This is a genomic window from Flavobacterium restrictum (genome assembly GCF_007097245.1).
Taxonomy (GTDB): Bacteria; Bacteroidota; Bacteroidia; order Flavobacteriales; family Flavobacteriaceae; genus Flavobacterium; species Flavobacterium restrictum.
In genome coordinates this window covers 1-20970 of record NZ_VJZT01000025.1, presented here as the reverse complement: position 1 = coordinate 20970, position 20970 = coordinate 1, and the positions used below count along the sequence as shown (strand labels likewise).

18 protein-coding genes are annotated in these 20970 nt (G+C 36.6%); 4 read left to right on the top strand and 14 right to left on the bottom strand.

Features of this window, described 5'->3' with window-relative positions:
* Window positions 1-154: 154 nt before the first annotated feature.
* Entirely contained in the window at window positions 155-1507 is a 1353-nt protein-coding gene (gene accC / locus FNW21_RS15330) for an acetyl-CoA carboxylase biotin carboxylase subunit (RefSeq protein ID WP_144257632.1), read from the top strand.
* A 90-nt stretch (window positions 1508-1597) separates the two neighbouring features.
* On the opposite strand, the gene FNW21_RS15325 is transcribed toward accC, so the two are convergent.
* The 7 genes from FNW21_RS15325 to FNW21_RS15295 all read right to left on the bottom strand — a co-directional run bounded on the left by FNW21_RS15325 (window position 1598) and on the right by FNW21_RS15295 (window position 11520).
* Entirely contained in the window at window positions 1598-2368 is a 771-nt protein-coding gene (locus FNW21_RS15325; protein WP_144257631.1) for a nitrilase family protein, read from the bottom strand.
* Between the two features lie 66 nt (window positions 2369-2434).
* Window positions 2435-4210, bottom strand: coding sequence for a T9SS type A sorting domain-containing protein (locus FNW21_RS15320; RefSeq protein WP_144257630.1), 1776 nt, complete (start codon window positions 4208-4210; stop codon window positions 2435-2437).
* Between the two features lie 41 nt (window positions 4211-4251).
* Window positions 4252-5820, bottom strand: coding sequence for an ice-binding family protein (locus FNW21_RS15315; protein WP_144257629.1), 1569 nt, complete (start codon window positions 5818-5820; stop codon window positions 4252-4254).
* 333 nt (window positions 5821-6153) lie between these two features.
* On the bottom strand, window positions 6154-7737 hold the full coding sequence (locus tag FNW21_RS15310; RefSeq protein WP_144257628.1) for an ice-binding family protein: 1584 nt from the start codon (window positions 7735-7737) through the stop codon (window positions 6154-6156).
* A gap of 281 nt (window positions 7738-8018) precedes the next feature.
* The gene (locus tag FNW21_RS15305; protein ID WP_144257627.1) at window positions 8019-8765 is read right to left on the bottom strand and encodes a succinate dehydrogenase/fumarate reductase iron-sulfur subunit; all 747 of its coding nucleotides are present in this window, start codon (window positions 8763-8765) and stop codon (window positions 8019-8021) included.
* Between the two features lie 75 nt (window positions 8766-8840).
* Entirely contained in the window at window positions 8841-10841 is a 2001-nt protein-coding gene (locus FNW21_RS15300; protein ID WP_144257626.1) for a fumarate reductase/succinate dehydrogenase flavoprotein subunit, read from the bottom strand.
* A 10-nt stretch (window positions 10842-10851) separates the two neighbouring features.
* The gene (locus FNW21_RS15295) at window positions 10852-11520 is read right to left on the bottom strand and encodes a succinate dehydrogenase cytochrome b subunit (protein WP_144257625.1); all 669 of its coding nucleotides are present in this window, start codon (window positions 11518-11520) and stop codon (window positions 10852-10854) included.
* A 383-nt stretch (window positions 11521-11903) separates the two neighbouring features.
* Between FNW21_RS15295 and FNW21_RS15290 the strand changes: the two genes are divergently transcribed.
* Window positions 11904-13265, top strand: coding sequence for a hydroxymethylglutaryl-CoA synthase family protein (locus FNW21_RS15290; protein WP_144257624.1), 1362 nt, complete (start codon window positions 11904-11906; stop codon window positions 13263-13265).
* Here the strand turns inward: FNW21_RS15290 and FNW21_RS15285 are convergent.
* Entirely contained in the window at window positions 13247-13486 is a 240-nt protein-coding gene (locus FNW21_RS15285) for a hypothetical protein (RefSeq protein ID WP_144257623.1), read from the bottom strand. The two genes, FNW21_RS15290 and FNW21_RS15285, sit on opposite strands and share 19 nt — an antisense overlap.
* Window positions 13487-13717: 231 nt before the next feature.
* Here FNW21_RS15285 and FNW21_RS15280 point away from each other — a divergent pair, with 231 nt between their 5' ends.
* The gene (locus tag FNW21_RS15280) at window positions 13718-15010 is read left to right on the top strand and encodes an aminopeptidase P family protein (RefSeq protein WP_144257622.1); all 1293 of its coding nucleotides are present in this window, start codon (window positions 13718-13720) and stop codon (window positions 15008-15010) included.
* Window positions 15011-15072: 62 nt separating this feature from the next.
* Here the strand turns inward: FNW21_RS15280 and FNW21_RS15275 are convergent, their stop codons facing one another.
* Window positions 15073-15435 (bottom strand): PIN domain-containing protein, encoded by a 363-nt coding sequence (locus tag FNW21_RS15275; protein WP_144257621.1) that lies wholly within the window; start codon window positions 15433-15435, stop codon window positions 15073-15075.
* Window positions 15425-15592 carry a hypothetical protein gene (locus tag FNW21_RS16400; protein WP_185963947.1) on the bottom strand — a complete coding sequence of 56 codons (168 nt, stop codon included), beginning with the start codon at window positions 15590-15592 and terminating at the stop codon, window positions 15425-15427. The genes FNW21_RS15275 and FNW21_RS16400 overlap by 11 nt, the downstream gene beginning before the upstream one ends.
* Before the next feature lie 186 nt (window positions 15593-15778).
* Here FNW21_RS16400 and FNW21_RS15270 point away from each other — a divergent pair, with 186 nt between their 5' ends.
* A complete protein-coding gene (locus FNW21_RS15270) occupies window positions 15779-16561 on the top strand; it encodes an alpha/beta fold hydrolase (RefSeq protein WP_144257620.1) in 783 nt (260 codons plus the stop codon).
* On the opposite strand, the gene FNW21_RS15265 is transcribed toward FNW21_RS15270, so the two are convergent.
* The 4 genes from FNW21_RS15265 to FNW21_RS15250 form a co-directional block, all read right to left on the bottom strand.
* Window positions 16558-17229: an ATP-binding cassette domain-containing protein gene (locus tag FNW21_RS15265; protein ID WP_144257619.1), complete on the bottom strand. Its 672-nt coding sequence runs from the start codon at window positions 17227-17229 to the stop codon at window positions 16558-16560. The two genes, FNW21_RS15270 and FNW21_RS15265, sit on opposite strands and share 4 nt — an antisense overlap.
* Complete coding sequence (locus FNW21_RS15260; RefSeq protein WP_144257618.1) at window positions 17226-17471, bottom strand: hypothetical protein; 246 nt, start codon at window positions 17469-17471, stop codon at window positions 17226-17228. The genes FNW21_RS15265 and FNW21_RS15260 overlap by 4 nt, the downstream gene beginning before the upstream one ends.
* 60 nt (window positions 17472-17531) lie before the next feature.
* The gene (locus FNW21_RS15255) at window positions 17532-20294 is read right to left on the bottom strand and encodes a PD-(D/E)XK nuclease family protein (RefSeq protein WP_144257617.1); all 2763 of its coding nucleotides are present in this window, start codon (window positions 20292-20294) and stop codon (window positions 17532-17534) included.
* Between the two features lie 64 nt (window positions 20295-20358).
* Window positions 20359-20970, bottom strand: a 612-nt coding sequence (locus FNW21_RS15250; protein ID WP_144257616.1) for an OmpA family protein, incomplete at its 5' end; no start/stop codon positions are given.

Sequence of the window (20970 nt, the reverse complement as noted above, 5' to 3'; positions counted from 1 at the left end):
GATAATTTCATAAAAATGGTATATTATTTAGGTAATGCCTAAAAACACAATTCCACTAATTTAGGCGAAGAGCCATTATAAATTTTGAATGATGAATTATCGTTATTTAAAATAATTTAAAATTTAAAATTCAACATTTAAAATTTCTAAACCTATGTTTAAAAAAATATTAATTGCAAATAGAGGTGAGATTGCACTTCGAGTAATTAGAACTTGCAAGGAAATGGGTATCAAAACGGTAGCTGTTTATTCTACTGCCGATGCAGAAAGTTTACATGTTAAGTTTGCTGACGAAGCCGTATGTATTGGGCCACCACCAAGTAACTTATCTTACTTGAAAATGTCAAATATTATTGCTGCTGCAGAAATTACCAATGCTGATGCGATCCATCCAGGATATGGGTTTCTTTCGGAAAATGCTAAATTTTCTAAAATTTGCCAAGAACACGGAATTAAATTCATTGGTGCAGCACCAGAAATGATTGATAGAATGGGCGATAAAGCTTCGGCTAAATCAACTATGATTGAAGCTGGTGTACCCTGTGTGCCTGGTTCTGTAGGTATTTTAGAATCTTACGAACAAGCGCAACAATTAGCCCTAGAATTTGGATATCCAGTAATGCTTAAAGCAACTGCTGGGGGTGGAGGTAAAGGGATGCGTGCTGTTTGGGCTCCCGAAGATTTGTTGAAAGCATGGGAAGGCGCTCGTCAAGAGTCTGCAGCTGCTTTTGGAAATGACGGAATGTACCTTGAAAAATTAATTGTAGAACCAAGACATATCGAGATTCAAGTGGTTGGTGATGCTTACGGTAAAGCCTGTCACCTTTCGGAAAGAGATTGTTCTGTGCAACGTCGTCATCAAAAATTGACCGAGGAAACTCCGTCGCCTTTTATGACTGATGAACTTCGTACCAAAATGGGAGAAGCTGCTGTAAAAGCCGCGGAATATATTAAATACGAAGGTGCTGGAACGGTTGAGTTTTTGGTAGATAAAGATAGAAATTTCTACTTCATGGAAATGAATACGCGTATTCAAGTAGAACACCCAATTACAGAGCAAGTAATTGATTATGATTTGATTAGAGAGCAAATATTAGTAGCTGCGGGTGTACCTATTTCTGGTAAAAATTATTTACCTCAAATGCACGCTATAGAATGCCGCATCAATGCCGAAGATCCGTATAATGATTTCCGTCCGTCACCAGGAAAAATCACCACTTTGCACATGCCAGGAGGTCACGGAGTGCGTTTAGATACGCACGTATATTCTGGATATACTATTCCGCCAAACTACGATTCGATGATTGCAAAATTAATCACTACGGCTCAAACGCGTGACGAAGCAATTAGCAAAATGCGTAGAGCTTTGGATGAATTTGTAATTGAAGGAATTAAGACTACCATCCCGTTTCACCGTCAATTAATGGATGATCCTCGTTATATTGCGGGCGTTTATACAACAGCATTTATGGATGATTTCAAAATGAATGATCCAGAATCAGAATAAAAACTTGTTACAGATTCGTCTGGTACATGTTATAAAGTAAAAATCGGAACAGAATTATATCTGTTCCGATTTTTTTTGTTTCAAAATTCTCTATTCTTTTTTGATTTCAAAAGTGTCTTTGTCGCTTAAAAAATTCAATTTTTTTCTAGCGGTAAGTAGTTTTTCTTTGTTTAAATCTAGCATAAAAACGTCTTCTGTTTCTTGTGGTTCTACAATGTAATTTCCCATAAAATCAACCGCTTGCGAATGTCCGTTGTGTTCGTAATTCGTATTGTCAAAACCGGTTCTATTTACGCCAATAGTATAACACATATTTTCGACCGATCGGGCTTGGAGCAAAATATCCCAGGCATTGATGCGAATTTTTGGCCAATTAGCAACGTAAATCAAAATGTCATAATCTTCGACATTTCGAGCAAAAACGGGGAAACGCAAATCGTAACAAATCAAGGGACAAATTTTCCAACCTAAATACTCTACTATCAATTTTTGATTGCCTGATGTGTATGTTTTGTCTTCACCCGCCAAACTAAACAAATGGCGTTTGTCATAGAATTTAATTTCACCCGACGGAAAAACAAACACCAATCTATTATAAAAACTATCCTTTTCTGTAATGGCTAAACTGCCTGTAATGGCGCTGTTTTTGGCTTTCGCCAACACTTTAAGCCATGTAATCGTTTCGCCTTGCATTGTTTCGGCAACATGATTTGGACGCATCGTAAATCCGGTCGTAAACATTTCGGGAAGCACGATTAAATCTACTTGTTCGGTAATGGCGTTGATTTTTTCTTCGAAATGATTTCGGTTTTTAGTTGGGTTTTCCCAATACAGTTGAGTTTGAATAAGTGCAATTTTCATTTTATAAAATTACTAAAAATTGGCACACAGTTGACATGGATTACAAATGCAATCCAAACAGGAGTTTTATTTTTTAATGATGATTTTTGTTCCCATTTCTGATTTATCTGTTGTGGTTAGCTTAACAATATAAATACCATCGTTCCAATTTGATGTTGAAAAGACATAGGATGCATTTGTTCCTGGCCGACTTTTACCCAAAATTTGTTTTCCCATTACATCATACACATCGCAAGAATTAAGTTCTTTTTGCAACGGATTACTGATTGTCAATTTTTTTGTATAGTTGTCTTGCCGTACTACAAAACTGTTTTGATTTGGTAAATTAGGCAGGCTCAATGTACCGTTTTTAAAGGCGATTTCGTATTGAGTAGTATTTGTACCAGCTGGTAATGTTACGTCAAAGAGGCTATTTTTTATGTCGTAATATGTATTTGTGGCTTTGTCATGTACATACACATTGGCAACTTCGGGAATATTTATGATTTGGTTTACCGTGATTTTATAATTGGCTTCAGCAGTATTTCTAAATCCAATTGCAATTTTCTTGTCAATATCAAACGGCATAACATTAATGACATATTCATTGTCATTAATTACAAAATAATTGTTAGCGGAACCATCATTTGGCGAAGCAGCATCCATAGCATGATCGATATCATCAGTTGAGGATGGGTTGAATGCTAGAACCATTTGGCTAATTGGGCCATTATCTAATAAAGTGTTCAACCGAATGTGCGGAACTGTTTGAGGCGTGGTAATAGTCTTGTTCGTTGCCTTTTTTTCGAATTGAGGAAAATTTGAAAGTCCTTCTTTTACAAAAATTCTGTAGCTATTTTTCATTTGAACATTTGCATTTGCTGATCCTTCAATCATGAAGCCTTGACCAATAGGCGAATATTTTCTTTGATAGGTATTGCCTGAACTTCCCAAATTTGCAATTTCATTTCCGGATCCATCATAGGTATAAAATACAGCGGGAATATATACATCAGCTGCGGAATAGGTTCCATAACCGCCTTTGTAATCCACAATATAATGAGAGTTTTGGGTTTTGTCTTGCTCCCAAAAATAAGCAATCCCCGTGCAGTTTAATTCGGCAGTCAAAAATGCTTGTAAATCAATTGCTGACGGATAGGGGTTTCCTGTCAATGTCCATTCGCCTGTTAAAACTGGAATCGTGATGGTTCCATCGTTTGGTTTTCCTCTAAAGTCATATCGCTGGTGTTTTCCGTCTGGGTTGTTTTGAACTCCATCGACTACTGTTGTATTTGTTCCTGACGTTCCTTTCATCGTAAAACCTTCACCAGCATTTATCGTTGCAGTAGCTCCCACAGGAACCCAGTCAGAATAAGAGGAATTATGAGTAGTGAATTTATTAATCCAATACGGTGCAATTGCAAATGGTGTAGCAGTGCCATCGTATGTATTTGAAGATAAAATAATTGCAGGTATTGAGGTAGCTTTGGTTTCTGGTAGACTCAATTGGGTGATTCCAAAAGGACTATTTTCTGATGTAGATAAAGCTACATTTCCTACTGGTGCGCACCAATAATTGAATTGATAATTAGTAACAGTTCCCTCTTGAAAAACAGATAAACTCCCCAATCCTTTATTAGTTCCTAAACCCGGTGTGCCTTGCAGGAGTTGGCTTTGATTTCTTAAATAAAAATGACTACTTGCACTGCTTAACTCTAAACACTGTTTTACATAAAAAACGTTATTGTTTACTAGCACATCAGTATTTGCGCCTACAAAAACTTGAGCCGTTACCCCCGTTTGAAATAAGACAACAGCAAGAAACAGAAACGGCCTATAATTTATTCGTATGTTTAGTATCATTTAGCCGCAGTGATTTTGTATGAATTCATTTTAAATTCTAATTATTGAACACTTATCAACGTTAATATTTTATTGGTCATGGTAATTGTACCTAGGTCAACTTTCCACCTAACATCAATAGCTTGTCCAGCTGCGACAGTTGCTATTGCTTGTAAGGATACATCAACAGTGTTGACATTCAATTCTCTTGTTCTGCTTGAGTTTGCAATTAAAACACCATTTTGATAAATACTAAATGTAGCTAACGCATTATTGTTGACACCAGGAGAATATATGGTTCCATTTACTGTGGCTATACCTGCAAAACCTGTTATCGCACCAGCATTAGTGCCTATATCACCCGTAATGGTTGAAGCACCTACGTTAGTTACGCCTCCATTAGAAGTAAATTGCGCAAAACCAGTTAATGTTCCTAGGTTGATATAAGGACTCGAAGCTGGGATTGTTAGCGTTGAACCATCTATACTTATTGCTCCTGAATTAGAAAACATTCGTCCCTGAACATTACAAGAAGCTCCCATAGAAACTGCTCCGTTATGAGAAATTAGCATGCCTTTGATTATACTTGATGCGCCTATGCTTATGGCGCCTTCGGCTACCCAAAATACATTCGAAGCAGTTGCCCCGTTTACCAAAACAATGGTTGTGCTTGCAGCAACTGCAAATGCGGCTCCAAACCTGAAAATAAAAACGGCATTTGGATCTCCACCACCATCTAGTGTAAGCGATCCAGTTGCTGAACTTGCCCCCGCCATTGTATAGACACCTGGGGCAAGGGTTTCTCCACTTCCAAAAGTAGTAGCATGCGAAGTATTCGTCGCCGTTTTACCCATAAGTGTATTATATATAGTCGTCAAATTAGCTGCTCCTGGTGCCGTTATGTTGCCAGAGGTAATTGCATATTGGCTATTGAATGTAACGGTATAAACGCCTGCTCCTGGTGTCAAAGTCATGCCGTCAGCTACGACATCTGTAGGGGAAGAAGTGGATATGCTAGACGCAGCATTAACAGAACTATGTCCGTTTAGATTGGCTAACACAAATGCTGTTGTGGCTAATTGAGTTGTATTTGTTCCAAAGACCGCTGTAGGGCCTGAAGGTACTCCAGTAAAAGCGGGAGATTCTGAAAACACAATACTTCCCGTTCCAGTTTCATCGGTAACTGAATGTGTTAACTGTGTGGAAGTTATGCTTCCTGTTGCTGTGCCATAAAGAGTCCCAGTTGTAGGCAATATAACTACTGTTGAAGCGGTAGTTGCTATTGTGGTAGGAAAACCTCCGGATAAAGTTAATGTTGAGGCGTTATCATTAGCAATTCCAGTTCCTCCATTTGCGGGTAATGTAATATCTATTATAAAATATTTCCAACCCGCATTATAGTAATTAAAATTCGAGGTAGTCGTGTTATAAACAATGAGTCCATTTGCAGGAGTACCTATAGCATCTCGTTCCACAGTTGTCAATCTTGGCAAAAGAACGCCTTTGTCATTGGACTGAATGTCTAATATTGATGAGGCATCCGGAGTTGTTGTTCCAATTCCAACCTGTGAATTTACCATTGGTGAAATCATCAAAAAGGAGGTGCATATAAGAGTCGTGATTTTTTTCATTTGTTTTGTAGTTTGTTATATTCGGTAATTGATATTTTATAATTTGAGATCTTATTCTCTGCATTTATAAATAAAAAATAGCTTACTCAAACTGAATGGTAATGAATTGTTTAGTGAAAAATTGAAGGAGTATACTAGTAAGAGCTGTCCTTATTAGTATTGTAAAAATATATTCTTAAAGGATGCTAAACTATTTATTAAGTGATAGTTTAAAAAAAAGTACTAATAACTCTCGAAACAGGAAATAATTTTAAAAATGCTACTTACCATATTGATCCTATGGATTTTATTCGTAAGTCCAATTCTAAAATTTAAATTAGTTCAATATGAAATTTATCGAACATTAATTAGGGTTAATATTCTGTTTTTTAGAGTTATCGTCCCAAAATCTATTTTCCATCTAATATCAATTGATTGACCTGAAGTTATTGCTGTCACCGCCTGTAATGATATATCTACCGTATTTGTATTAGCTGTTCTTATTCTCGTGGAATCAGGAATCAAAATACCATTTTGATAAATACTAAAAGTGGCCAAGGCATTGTTGCTATAACTTGGTAGGTTTATTGTACCATGAACTATAGCGGTTTCAAACCCTAATATATTAACCTCATTCGTGCCGATGTCCCCCGTGATGGTTGAAACTCCAGTGTTAGACACGCTACCACTAGCGCTAAACACACCAGTGCTAGAAAGCATTCCCAAGTTGATATAGGAGGAGTAGGTTGGTATTGTAATAATGGAGTTATCAATACCAATTGCTCCCGAAATTGTAAACATTCTTCCTTCAAGATTGGAGGAAGCCCCTAGTGCTACTGCTCCATTATGGGCTAATAGCATTCCTTTCATTGTAGTAGAAGCTCCCATGCCTATTGCGCCTTCCACTACCCAAAACACATTACTAGCAGTTGCACCATTGATCAATTTTACAATAGTTCCAGCAGTAGAACTAAATGCACCATCAATTTTAAAAATAAATACTGCATTTGGATTGTCCAAGGCATCCAAAGTAAGTGTTCCTGCTATCGTTCCTGCTCCCGTCAACAAATAAACTCCTGTAGTAAGCGTTTCTCCATTCCCAAAAACGGATCCATGGGAAGTATTAGTCGCAGTTTTTTCTATAAGTGTTTTATAAACGGCATTTAAATCAATAATGCTTTGTGCCATTTTATCAATAGAATCAATGGCATATTGACTATTAAACGTAACAACATAAAGCCCAGTTTCAGGAGCTAAAGTCATTCCGTCAACAACAACTGCTGTTGGGGAAGCAGTTGATATACTAGACGCAGCAGTAACAGAACTATATTTGCTTGGATTTATGTTTGCTAATACAAAAGCCGTTGTGGCTAATTGACTTGTATGGGTTCCAATGGTTGCTGTAAGTCCTGTTGGCACTCCGGTAAAAGCAGGATTTTCTGAAAACACAGCACTTCCTGTTCCCGTTTCATCAGTAACCGAATGTGCTAATTGTGTGGCTGTTATGCTTCCTGTGGCTGTTCCGTAAAGTGTTCCAGTTGCTGGTAATACAACTGCTGTCGAAGCGGTAGTTGCAATTGTGGTAGGAAAACCTCCAGATAAAGTTAGCGTCGAGGTGTTATCATTAGCAATTCCAGTTCCTCCATTTATGGGTAAAATAAAATCATTTAGAAAACATTTCCAACCCGCATTATAACAATTAAAAGTAGCCGTAGTGGTGTTATAAACAATGAGTCCGTTTGCAGGAGTGCTTATGGCATCTCTTTCAACAGTTGTAAATCTAGGCAAAAGAACCCCTTTGTCATTGGACTGAATATCTAATATTGATGATCCGTTAGGGGTTACTGTTCCTATTCCTACTTGTGAATATGCCATTGTTGAGGCCATCAAAAAGGAAATGAATAAAAGCGTGGTAATTTTATTTGTTTGTTTTTTCATTTGTTAGCTTCTAATATAATTCTACTGACCACTACCAATAATAGAATTAACAATGAAATCTTTTATGTTTTTACGACATAAGTTCGTTTGCGTCAAATGTGGTGTTATTAAATAGTTGTTTGACCAAATAAAGTGTATTTAACATAATTTAGTTTGTTTTTGAAAGAAAAACCACTTTTTTGTACTTCCTCTGCAAAGAAAACTAAAATTATAAATTGGTCTAAAACAAAAAACGCATTCAAATAAATGAATGCGTTTTTTTATAAAATTCTATTTTTATTCTATCCTTGTAAACTTGCTGATAAATATTCCCTGTTCATTTGTGCAATATAATCTAATGAAATTCCTTTAGGGCATTCCACTTCGCAAGCTCCAGTATTGGTACAGTTACCAAAACCTTCGGCATCCATTTGTGCAACCATATTCAAGACTCTATCAGTAGCTTCAACTCTACCTTGAGGCAACAAAGCATATTGCGATACTTTTGCTGCAACAAATAACATAGCAGAAGAGTTTTTACAAGTTGCTACACAAGCACCGCATCCAATACAAGTAGCTGCATCAAATGCTCTATCTGCATCGTGTTTTGGAATTGGAATTGTATTGGCATCCACAGGATTTCCTGAAGTATTCACTGATATAAAACCACCAGCATGTTGAATTCTATCAAAAGAACTTCTGTCAACTACTAAATCTTTGATTACAGGAAAAGCTTTTGCTCTAAATGGCTCAATAAAAATCACATCCCCATCTTTGAACATTCTCATGTGCAATTGACAAGTTGGTATTCCTCTATCTGGTCCATGTGCTTCTCCGTTGATAAACAAAGAACAGGATCCGCAAATTCCCTCGCGACAATCGTGGTCAAAAGAAACGGGTTCATCTCCTTTGTTGATTAAACCTTCGTTTAGTACGTCGAGCATTTCAAGGAAAGACATATCGCCTTCGATACCATCTAATGGATATTCAACCATTTTTCCTTTGTCTTGGGCGTTTTTCTGACGCCATATTTTTAATGTAAGTTTCATATTTTTAGTTTTAAAGCCTTAAAGTCGAAAGTCGAAAGTCATTTGACTTAAAAACGTTTGACCTTTGACTAATTGCTATTTATAACTACGAGTTACTAATTTTATGTTTTCAAATACCAATGGCTCTTTGTGTAAAACGGCATCACTTGGTTTTCCTTTGTATTCCCATGCCGCAACATAAGCAAAGTTTTCATCATCCCGTTGTGCTTCTCCCTCTTCGGATTGGTATTCTTCACGGAAGTGTCCTCCGCAAGATTCATTACGGTGTAAGGCATCTTTGGCAAACAACTCCCCTAATTCAAGGAAATCGGCAACACGACCTGCTTTTTCTAGCTCTTGATTAAAACTATCCGCAGTTCCAGGCACTTTTACATCTTTGTAAAATTCTTCACGTAAAGCCGCAATTTCTTTAATAGCTTCATTTAATCCTTTTTCATTACGAGCCATACCCACTTTGTCCCACATGATTTTTCCTAATTTCTTATGGAAATAATCAACTGAATGTGTTCCTTTATTGTTGATGAATTGGTCTATTTGTGCTTTTACTTTTTTCTCTGCTTCAACAAATTCGGGTAAATCGGTAGAGATTGTTCCTGTTTTTATATCTGGTGCCAAATAATCACCAATGGTGTATGGCAATACAAAATACCCATCAGCCAAACCTTGCATCAATGCCGAAGCTCCTAGTCTGTTGGCTCCGTGATCAGAGAAGTTGGATTCTCCAATTGAGAAACATCCTGGAATAGTGGTTTGTAAGTTATAATCTACCCAAGTTCCACCCATAGTGTAGTGAACTGCTGGGTAAATCATCATTGGAGTAGTGTACGGATCTTCGTCAACGATTTTCTCATACATTTGGAATAAATTTCCGTATTTATTAGCAACTGTAGCAGCTCCTAATTTTATAATTAATGCTTTATCGTTAGCATCCAATCCTTTTACATAGGCTTGTTCTTTACCATAACGTTGGATTGCTGCTGCAAAGTCTAGGTAAACAGCCTCGCCAGTTTTGTTTACTCCAAAACCTGCATCACATCTTTCTTTGGCAGCACGAGAAGCAACATCACGAGGTACTAAATTCCCAAAAGAAGGGTATCTTCTTTCCAAGTAGTAATCTCTCTCTTCTTCCGATAAATCAGCTGGTTTTTTCTTGCCTTCACGAATAGCTTGTGCATCTTCTAGTTTTGCAGGTACCCAAATACGACCATCATTTCGCAATGATTCTGACATCAAAGTTAATTTCGATTGGTGGTCTCCCGAAACTGGAATACAAGTTGGGTGAATTTGTGTGTAACAAGGATTCGCAAAAAACGCACCTTTTTTATGTATTTTCCAAGCGGCAGTAGCGTTACTTCCCATGGCATATGTTGAAAGGAAAAATACATTTCCGTATCCACCTGATGCTATAACAACAGCATGAGCCGAGTGTCTTTCGATTGCTCCGGTAACTAAATCACGGGCAATAATTCCACGGGCTTTTCCGTCAACTACTACTAAATCTAGCATTTCGTGGCGGTTGTTTGTTTTTATTTTTCCACGACCAATTTGACGGTTCATGGCAGAATAAGCACCTAATAACAATTGTTGTCCGGTTTGTCCTTTGGCGTAGAATGTTCTGGCTACCAATGTTCCTCCAAAGGAACGATTGTCTAATAACCCACCATATTCTCTGGCCAATGGAACACCTTGCATCACGCATTGGTCAATAATATTGGTAGAAACTTCGGCCAAACGGTGAACGTTTGCTTCACGAGAACGGTAATCGCCTCCTTTAATAGTATCATAAAACAAACGGAAAGTTGAATCTCCATCTCCTTGATAATTTTTTGCTGCATTTATCCCCCCTTGCGCTGCAATCGAGTGGGCACGACGTGGAGAATCCTGAAAGCAAAACGTTTTTACGTTATATCCTAATTCAGCCAAAGTTGCTGCTGCTGAACCTCCAGCAAGTCCAGTTCCTACAACGATAATATCAATATTACGCTTGTTAGCTGGGTTTACTAAATTAATATGATCTTTATAATTTGTCCATTTGTCCGAAATTGAACCATTTGGTACTTTAGAATCTAATGCCATGATTGGAGTATTAAATTTGATTAAAATGATGAAACAATGCAATAAAAATAAAACCAAAAGGAACTACAATTGCAAATGCATATCCTAATTTGTGTAATGCCTTGGCATACTTATTATCGAATCCAACGGATTGAAAAGACGAATTGAAACCATGCCATAAGTGAAGTGACAATAAAACAAATGCCACACAATAAATCCCTGTACGAACAGGGCTTTCAAATTTATGAACCAATTCAGGAAAATACCTTGTCTCGTCTATTGCATTTACGTTTACATATTTGTAAAGCATCTCGGCGAACCAAAAATCATAAAAATGTAAGCCTAAAAAAGCCAAAACAACTAATCCAGAAACAATCATATTTCTAGACGCCCAAGAAGCATTTGCTGCTCCATTGTAATTTGCATACTTAATTGGTCTTGCACTTCTGTTTTTCAATTCCAAAACAAAACCCATAACAAAATGGAATACCACGCCTGCAATCAAAACAGGTTGCATTATAAATTGAATCAAGGGATTGTATCCCATAAAATGTGACATCATATTAAAAGTATCTGCACTAAAAACCGATACCATGTTGATGAAAAAATGGAGTGAAAGAAACGTAATCAGAAATAGTCCGGAAAGCGCCATAGCCACTTTTTTTGCTATTGACGACTTCAATAAAGCAGATTTTGCCATAATGTTTTAAATATTTTATTTTTTTAAAAAAGTCCAACAAAAATAGCACAAATAGCAACCAATCACAACCCTGTAACCGCAATTACAACGTTATTTATAATGATTTTAAAGTGTTTTTATTGCGCTTTGCAAAATGATTCAATATCAACTGTTAAGTCACTATAATTGCGATAGTTAGTTAAACATTTCTTAAATGACAGCTATTTTTATTATTGCAAAATATGTTGAAAAAGCGTGATTTAAAGGCATGTTATTGAGAATTTGTATAAATTTTAACATTTAATTTTTAATACCGCAAAAACACAAAAACGCGCTATTTTGTGTATATAAAAAATTGTTGTTTGATATCGTAATTTTAACTTTACACTCTAAAAAAAAGCAAAATGAAAATCGGAATTGATGCCCTCGCATTTGACGTAGCCAAAATACATTTACCCATAAAAACATTGGCAACAGCCAGAAATATCGATCCCGAAAAACTAGAAAAAGGATTGGGATTACTTCAAATGACTTTGCCTGATATTCATCAAGATACCGTTGTTTTTGGTGCCAATGCGTTGACCAAATTAATTCGTGACAACAACCTTATTTTAGCCGAAATTGCTCGAATATATGTAGGAACCGAAAGTGCTATTGATGGCTCAAAACCTATTAGTTCGTTCTTGATTGCGTTGATGGAACAACAATTTGGCGAAAATTCTTTATCGGAATGTGATGTGGTCGATTTTACTTTTGCTTGCATCGGTGGGGTTGATGCCATGCAAAACTGCATTGATTTTGTTCAACTCCATCCAACCAAAAAAGCCATTGTTGTTACCACAGATTTTGCAAAATACGACTTAAATTCTACCGGAGAATATACCCAAGGGGCTGGGGCAGTAGCACTAGTAATTGCTTCAAATCCTAGAATTATAGCTTTCGATACCCATTGGGGCGTGAGTACCAAAGGTGTTTTTGATTTTTTTAAACCCTACAGAACGCTTTCGAAAAAGGAAATTACAGGAAACGAAAACAATGAACCCTGGTTTGATAATTTAGAATCCGAAATCGAGATTCACAAAGACCAACCTGTTTTTGACGGGCAATATTCCAATCAATGTTATATGGATAGGACTAAAGCGGCTTATTTTTCGTTCCGAAAATTAAAAAATACAACCGAAACCATTTATGATTTTTGGGAAAGTATCGTGATGCACTTGCCGTATGCGTTTCAAGGGCGTAGAATGTTATCCGAAATTTATGCTTTGGATGCCCAAAACACAATTATTTCAGGTGATGAAACGCCTGCTGAATACCAAAATAAATTAAAGGATATTAGCAAATCCGAGGCGTATCGTAGTTTTGTAACTCAAAAATTACAACCTGCCGAAATTGCTTCGTCCTTAATTGGGAATTTATATACGGGTTCCATTTTTATGGGATTGTTGTCTACTTTGGCACATTTTTACGACAATGAAATAGAAATTTCATCCAAAAAATTCGGTTTCTTGGCGTATGGAAGTGGTTCAAAATCGAAGGTTTTTGAAGGAACAATACAACCCGATTGGAAATTGGCACTTTCGAATATCCATTTATTTGAAACGTTGAACGAAAGTAGTGCCATAGATTTTGAAACCTACGAGAAACTGCATAAAAAAGAACAAAAAATAAGTGTTCGTGCTCCTAAAAACGAATGGATTTTGGACAGAATAGAGCAAGAAAACCCAGTGCTTGCTGGTGCGAGGTATTATAAATGGGTAGAATAAAAATAGTTTTGCCTTTGCAATTTGATGACGAATTGTTTTTGTAACAACTCATTCTCGTGCTCAAACAATGACATCTCGTGTTCAAACAATGACATCTCGTGTTCAAACAATGGCATCTCGTGCTCAAACAATGACATCTCGTGTTCAAACAATGACATCTCGTGTTCAAACAATGGCGTCTCGTGTTCCATGAATGGGAATACTTCCTGAAAAATCTCCATTTCAACTCTTGAGCCCCGATAGTAGCGGTATCCTTTCCCTGACTTTTTTGGTCAGGGAAAGATAAAGCGGATAGCGGGAACCCATTTCTGCCAAAAATGCCTGATTTTTCGCTCCTAATTATTTTGATGATTCTTCTCCTGAATAGGTTGCTTTTGGCGCGCAACTTTGGTTTAAATTCCTTAATTTTGAACACCTTTTTGAACGTTTTGTAACAATTTAAGAATTAAAACATGAAATACCATCCTATCGATCGTAACTTATTTATAAAAAATCGCGCCAAATTCACGGGACAAATGAAGCCCAAAAGCGTGGCGGTTTTTAACTCGAATGATATGTATCCCGTTTCGGCAGATACTACTTTGCCGTTTGCACAACATCGCGATATTTTTTATTTGTCAGGAGTGGATCAAGAAGAAAGTATTTTGTTGCTTTTTCCGGATGCTCCTTACGAAAACCAACGCGAAATACTGTTCTTGAAAGAAACCAGCGAACACATTGCGATTTGGGAAGGCGAAAAACTGACCAAGGAACGTGCCTTTGAAGTTTCGGGAATCAAAACGGTGTATTGGTTGTCCGATTTTCATAAAATTCTCAACGAAATGATGACGTATTCCGAGACGATGTACATCAATACCAACGAGCATTATCGCGCTGCGGTTGAAACCGAAACTCGGGAAGTGCGCTTTGTAAAATGGTGGAAAGACAACTATCCAGCACATCAGGTGGCGAAAAGCAATCCGATTTTGCAACGCATTCGTTCTATAAAAGAAAGTGAAGAATTGGATTTGATTCAAAATGCGTGTGATATTACCGAGAAGGGATTTCGTCGTTTGCTCTCGTTTGTAAAACCCAACGTAACCGAATATGAGATTGAAGCCGAACTCATTCACGAATTCATTCGCAATCGTTCCAAAGGGTTTGCTTACACGCCCATTATTGCTTCGGGCAACAATGCCAATGTGTTGCATTACATAGAAAACAACCAACAATGCAAAGCAGGCGATTTGATTTTGCTGGACGTTGCTGCAGAATATGCTAATTATTCGAGTGATTTAACCCGAACAATTCCGGTTTCTGGTCGCTATTCTGATAGGCAAAAAGCGGTATATAATGCTGTTCTACGGGTGAAAAACGAAGCAACCCAAATGCTGACTCCTGGAACGCTCTGGAAACAGTACCATGTAGAAGTAGGCAAAATCATGACCTCGGAATTGCTTGGTTTGGGATTAATTGACAAAGCCGATGTGCAAAACGAAAACCCCGATTGGCCTGCATACAAAAAATATTTTATGCACGGAACTTCGCACCACATGGGATTGGACACGCACGATTACGGACTTTTGCACGAACCCATGCAAGCCAATATGGTTTTTACAGTAGAGCCGGGAATTTACATTCCCGCCGAAGGTTTTGGAATTCGACTAGAGGATAATGTGGTGGTTCAAGCCACTGGCGAACCGTTTAACTTGATGCGAAATATCCCCATTGAGGTGGAGGAAATTGAAACGCTTATGAATTCTTGATTTAGACAAAAAAATAGATTAGTGATAATAGACGGTTCGCAGGAATGTGAGCCGTTTTTATTTTATTCCAGTAAAATCAGATCAATTTCTTTGATTTTTTTAAAACCTTGATCAGATGTAATTAAGGGGATTTGAAAAATAATGGATGTTGAAGCTATTATTGCATCAGGGAGTTTTATAGCATACTTTTGTCTTAAGAGAATTGTTTGCTCCTTTAAGTCGTTGCTAAAATTAAAAACGAAACAATCTCCCAATAGTTGTTTTAGTTCATTTTCTTCATTTGTAGAAATACCTTTATGACCAAGAAGTTCAATTTCAGAAATAAAAGAAATACCAAAAACATAATCTAAAAAGGGCTCGATAAATGGTTTTCCTTCGTGGAGGTTTATCAAAAAATTAGTGTCGGCTAAAAAATCAATCTTCATTCTTTCTTTTTTCCAATTGATATTCTAGACCGTCTAAATTTCTTTTTAATTTTCCAAAATGAACAGACAAGTTTCCTTTAGAAACTGACTTTTCTTTTTTTTCTAAAAAAGATTCTATTTCTTTTTTAGCATTTTTTTTTTTTATAATTAAAACCATAATTGAAAATTTTTATAAAATTAGCGAAAATTTGTTTTGAACTATTAATTATAATAAGGCGTTTTTCAAATATACCTTTTTTTTACAAAACAGCATTTAAGAACACTTTAAAAAATCGTAAATGTCCTTAAATCCCTTATGTGGTTTTAAATTTTTTAATGCTATTTTTGTTTCAAGTTTAAAACAATGAATCAAATCTTCTACAAAAACACAAAAATCGCTTATTCCGATACCGGCAAAGGCACTGCTGTAGTTTTACTGCACGGTTTTCTGGAAAATCAAACTATGTGGCAGGATTTTATCCCAAAATGGAGTAAAAAAAACCGCATCATTACCATCGATTTATTGGGTCATGGCGCAACGGATTGTTTGGGATATGTACACACCATGGAGGACAATGCCGATGTGGTTCACGAAGTTTTATCGCAATTGCGCATCCGAAAAGCCATTCTCGTGGGGCATTCTATGGGCGGTTACGTGGCTTTGACTTTCGCCGAATTGTATTCGGATAGCGTGAAAGGATTGGTTTTACTCAACTCAACTTCAAGAGCCGACAGCGACGAACGCAAAAAAAATAGAGATCGTGCCATAAAAGCCGTCAAGAAAGACTACACGACTTTTGTTCGCCTTTCGATTGCGAATTTGTTTAGCGAAAACAACCGAGAACGACTGGTAAATGAAATCGAAAATGTAAAAATCCAAGCATTGAAAACTCCGCTGCAAGGAATTGTAGCGTCGCTCGAAGGTATGAAAATCAGGAAAGATCGTGAAGTGATTCTGCATTTTGGTCCTTACCCCAAAATGCTGATTCTAGGTAAACAAGATCCTGTTTTGAATTATAACGAAAGCCTGGAACAACTAGAAAATACTACAGTTGACTTGGTTACTTTTCCCGACGGACACATGAGTGCTATCGAAAATCGGGAGGAATTACTGCCTGTTTTAGCTGGTTTTTTTAAGAAAATCTAACCCATTCCTGCCGATAAATAGCCTTTTTCTACCAATTGTGAAACGGCGGTAATCGTATGTAGTTTTCCTTCTTTGAGGAGGCGCAATTGTGTTGAAATTGTAATTACATTTTCGTAATTGTGGTCGGTGATGATTATCCCTTTTGCGGAAGCGTTTTCAAGAATTAAAGCATTTATTTTTTCGATTGCTATGGGTGACAATCCATTATAAGGCTCGTCAAGAAGCACAAATTTAGACTCTTTGAACAACAACAATTTTATTTCTAAATACCGCAATTCACCACCAGATAAATCTTTTACTTTTTTGTCAAGCAACAGTTGAATCATTTTGTCAGCAGTAAAATCGCTTATTTTATTTTTTTCAAGCGATAAAGAAAGGACTTTTTTTACGGAAAAATGCTTTGGAATAAAATCCTCTTGCGACAAATAACTTATTGCTCGAAACCCATTTTCGAGTTTTGAAGTTACCGCTCCGTCCACACGAATAAACTTAAAATTAGCTGGAATAACACCAAAAATAATTTGTAACAAAGTTGATTTTCCAGAGCCATTTCGTCCTAAAATCCCAATGATATCGCCAGTTTCACATTTTAAATATACATCTGAAAGGATTGATTTAAAATCAAAATTCTTCTGTACGCTGTCGATTTCTAATAGGTGCTTTTTCAAAATAAACGCGTTGTAAGGTGAAATAAAATGTTTGCCATGGTGAGTGCTACAAAACTCATTATCCAAGTGTAACAAATGAGTTCCAATTTCGAAATTTGATTGTTGTAGTAAAACAAGTATTCGTTTTTGGCATTCCACTCTTTTACAGCAAAACTAACTACCAAACCAACGGATAAAAAGCAATAATTAAACGCAATTGTCCCTCCAAAAAGGAATGGCAATACGCTTACTGCGATATTCACAGCAAGTGTAGTTTTGAAAAATTCAAAGATTGCAATTGTTTTTCGACTGCTTTTATTCATCTAAATTTTCTCGTTAAATGGAATTGTAGCATCTAGAATTTCGGATAATAGCAACACCAATTGCTCGAGATAATTGGGTAAAATGGGCAATTCGATGATGGAGGACACTTCTTTTCCTTCTTTGAAAGTAAACGGTAAAAAACCTGCTTTTAGGTTTTTGAACGAAATAATCCCCGCTTCCATTGGTTTACCATTGGCTTTTTCTTCATACATATAGGCATACGCCAAAACCTGTATGATTTTGTCGTTTTTGATATCTTCTGTGAGACCTTTCCAGGTTTTTAAGGTAACGTTTGTTTTTTCCACTTTTCCGGTTTTGTAATCTATAATTCGGATATTGCCGTTGCGTTCTTCAATTCGGTCCACATTTCCTTTTATCAAAACTGGGAATGGTAAACTAGAATGTTCCAACTTGCGTTCGTAGGTTTGTTCAAGTGCCAAGATTTTAATTGCGTCACCGTTCTTGATGCTTTCTAGTTCTACTTTCAAGAAATTAGAAACATTGTGTTTGGCTACTTCAAAAGCCAATAGATTGCGTCCTTTCTTGATTTCTCCTTCTTTGTACACCAACTTAAACTGGTTCAAAACCTCCGAATCTATTTGTTTAAAGCAATTTAAAATATCGGTTTCTGAAATAAATTTATCTATAAATGGCGTGTACAAAACCCGTAATGTTTCGTGAATTATAGTTCCTAAAGTATTCAAAGCAATATTTTCCTCGACTTCCTCGACTTCTCGAATGCGCAAAATCTTTTGGAAATAAAATTGAATCGGATTCCTGATATAACTCGTTAATGCCGAAGGCGAAAATCCTTGTTCGGCAATTTCCTTCAATCGAATCATCATACTTTCGGATTTTGGAATAACCATCGGTTGGTAGGCGGTTTCGGGCAACGTGGCATTGTAAATTTCGTGCGATAAATTGTGGTTCGCTTGTTTTTCGACTTCCAGTTGGGTGATAAAACGGCTTTTTTCACCACCGTCTAGCCCGTCACTTTCGGTGTTATAAAGCAAATAAATATTTTTGGCTCGTTGCAACAAATGATAAAAGTGATAGGTATAAATAGCGTCTTTTTCCTTGAAAGTAGGCAATCCCAATTCCCGCTTTACATCATACGGAATAAAGGAATTCATTGATTTTCCTGCAGGAAATTTCCCTTCGTTCATCGAGGTAACAATTACGGTTTCAAAGTCCAAAACCCGACTTTCGAGTACGCCCATGATTTGCAACCCATTTAACGGTTCGCCTTCAAATGAAACTTCGGCAAGATCAATTACTTGCTTGTAAATCGCATACAACGTGTCTATTTTGTCAATATGCTGGTGTTGCGAATAGTAATTGATGAGCTTATTAATGATTTTAAAAATGGCAAAAACAAAAGCTTTGGTGATTTTTTCATCCTCATTATCGGTGCTTAAATTTGCTTTTAAGGTTAACAATAGGCTAGAAATCGTTTCGAGTACCGCTATAGAACCTTTTTCCCATTTTTGAAACAACAAATCGAATAAGTCATTTTGCGTTTCATGAAGCTCCGTTAATTTTTTATGGGTAATAAAGGTGTAATTATTTTGATTGATGATTTTGACCAAATCATTCGTTTTAGCATACGGTTCGATCAGTGGATGTGTCAAAATATCCAACACATCTTTGTAGTAAAACACGTAACTCGTAGCGTTGCGGGATAAGGCATTGGTGTGCATTTTGAATAATTTCGCAATCAAAATTTGAGCGGGATTGTTCTTGCTGGAATAGCCCATGGTAATATTCAACGCACCAACCGTAGCGGGCAAAGCGTATAAAAGCGGTACCAAAAGATTTTCTTCGCCAAGTACAATAGCAACTTTGTCTAACGTAGCATTGGGGTTTTGGGTGATGCTATTTTCAATAATACTGCCTGTGATTTTGGCTTGTCCGATTGTTTTGGGTGTACCAATAACTTGAATGTTTTTGCTTTTGGAAAAATCATCCACAATCCATTCAAAAGGATTTGATTTATAATGTTTCCAGCTTTCTTTGAATCGACGTACAAATAAACCAGCGTCATGATACGGATCGTTCAAGAACGTTTGATCAACGTCCCAATAAATAGCTGCTTGGTTGGAAGCAATTAAATGTTGAATTATTTTTTCTTCGGCAGCATTTAAGGCGTTGAAACCTGCAAAAATATATTTTTTGGAATTTATCGTTTTAGAAAAAACGGTTAAATTAGTAACGGCTTCTCGATAAATAAGTCCTTGGTAGCCAATTCCTTTTTTTAGTAAGTGGTCGTAAAGCGATTGATAGTATTTAGGAAGTAATTTCCAAAAATCGATATAATTTTCTAGTAATTGGGTTTTATTTTCGACTTCGACTCCCCATTTTTTGATGTCTTCAATATCTTTTAAGTACGATAAAACATGATTTGAATCTAACAAATAACGGTCGATTTCATTAAAATCTTGCAAAAGAGTTTTTGCCCAATTCGCAAAAACCTCAAAGGATTGTTGTTGTGCTTTATCGGTAATAGACAAATAAACTTCATAGAATTCAAATAACAATTCTATTGGATCAACAGTTCGAATGCTTGCGATGTCTTGAATAAAATCCTCAATGCTTGTTATTTCTGGAGCAAGTATGTTGTTCGCAACTTGTTTTTTGAGTGCTTCGATAAGGAATATCTTGGCGCGTTTATTGGGCAAAACAACAATGGTATTTGCTAATTGATTGGAATATTCTTCAATTAGTACGGTTGCTATTTTATCTAAAAAAGAAGGATTTGTCATTTTATAAATATAAAAAAAGCCGTTCAATTAAGAACGGCTTTTTAGAATTATTTACAAAAGTTAATTACAATTTACCTTCGTATTTAGTACCAACGTGTCTCACTTCAGTTCTTCTATTTTTAGCTTTACCTGATTTCGTTTTATTTGTTTCCATTGGTTTAGATTCGCCATAACCAACTACGTTTAAGTTGTCAGCTTTGATTCCTCTTTCAACTAGTGCATTTTTAACAGTAGCAGCTCTATCTTCAGAAAGTTTTTGGTTCATTTTAGTTGAACCAGTACTATCGGTATGACCTTCAATACTGAATTTTGCATTAGGATAGTTTTTAAGGATTTCTTTCATTGCATCTAAACGAGCAGGAGTTTCGCCACCTTTTAAAGTAGATTTTCCAGAATCAAAATAAATTGATCTAGCTTCAACTTTAAGGCTTTCAAGAGCTTCTGGTGTTGCTTCTGGACATCCTTTGTTGCTAGCAGGACCAGCTACAGTAGGGCATTCGTCTTCAGTATCTGGAACACCATCTTTGTCTGCATCTAATATTGGACATCCTTGGTTAGCTATAGGGCCAGCGACAGTAGGACATTTGTCATCTTTATCGGCAAGACCATCTCCGTCAGTATCAGGACATCCTTTGAAAGCAGCTAAACCAGCAACTTCAGGACAAGCATCATCTTT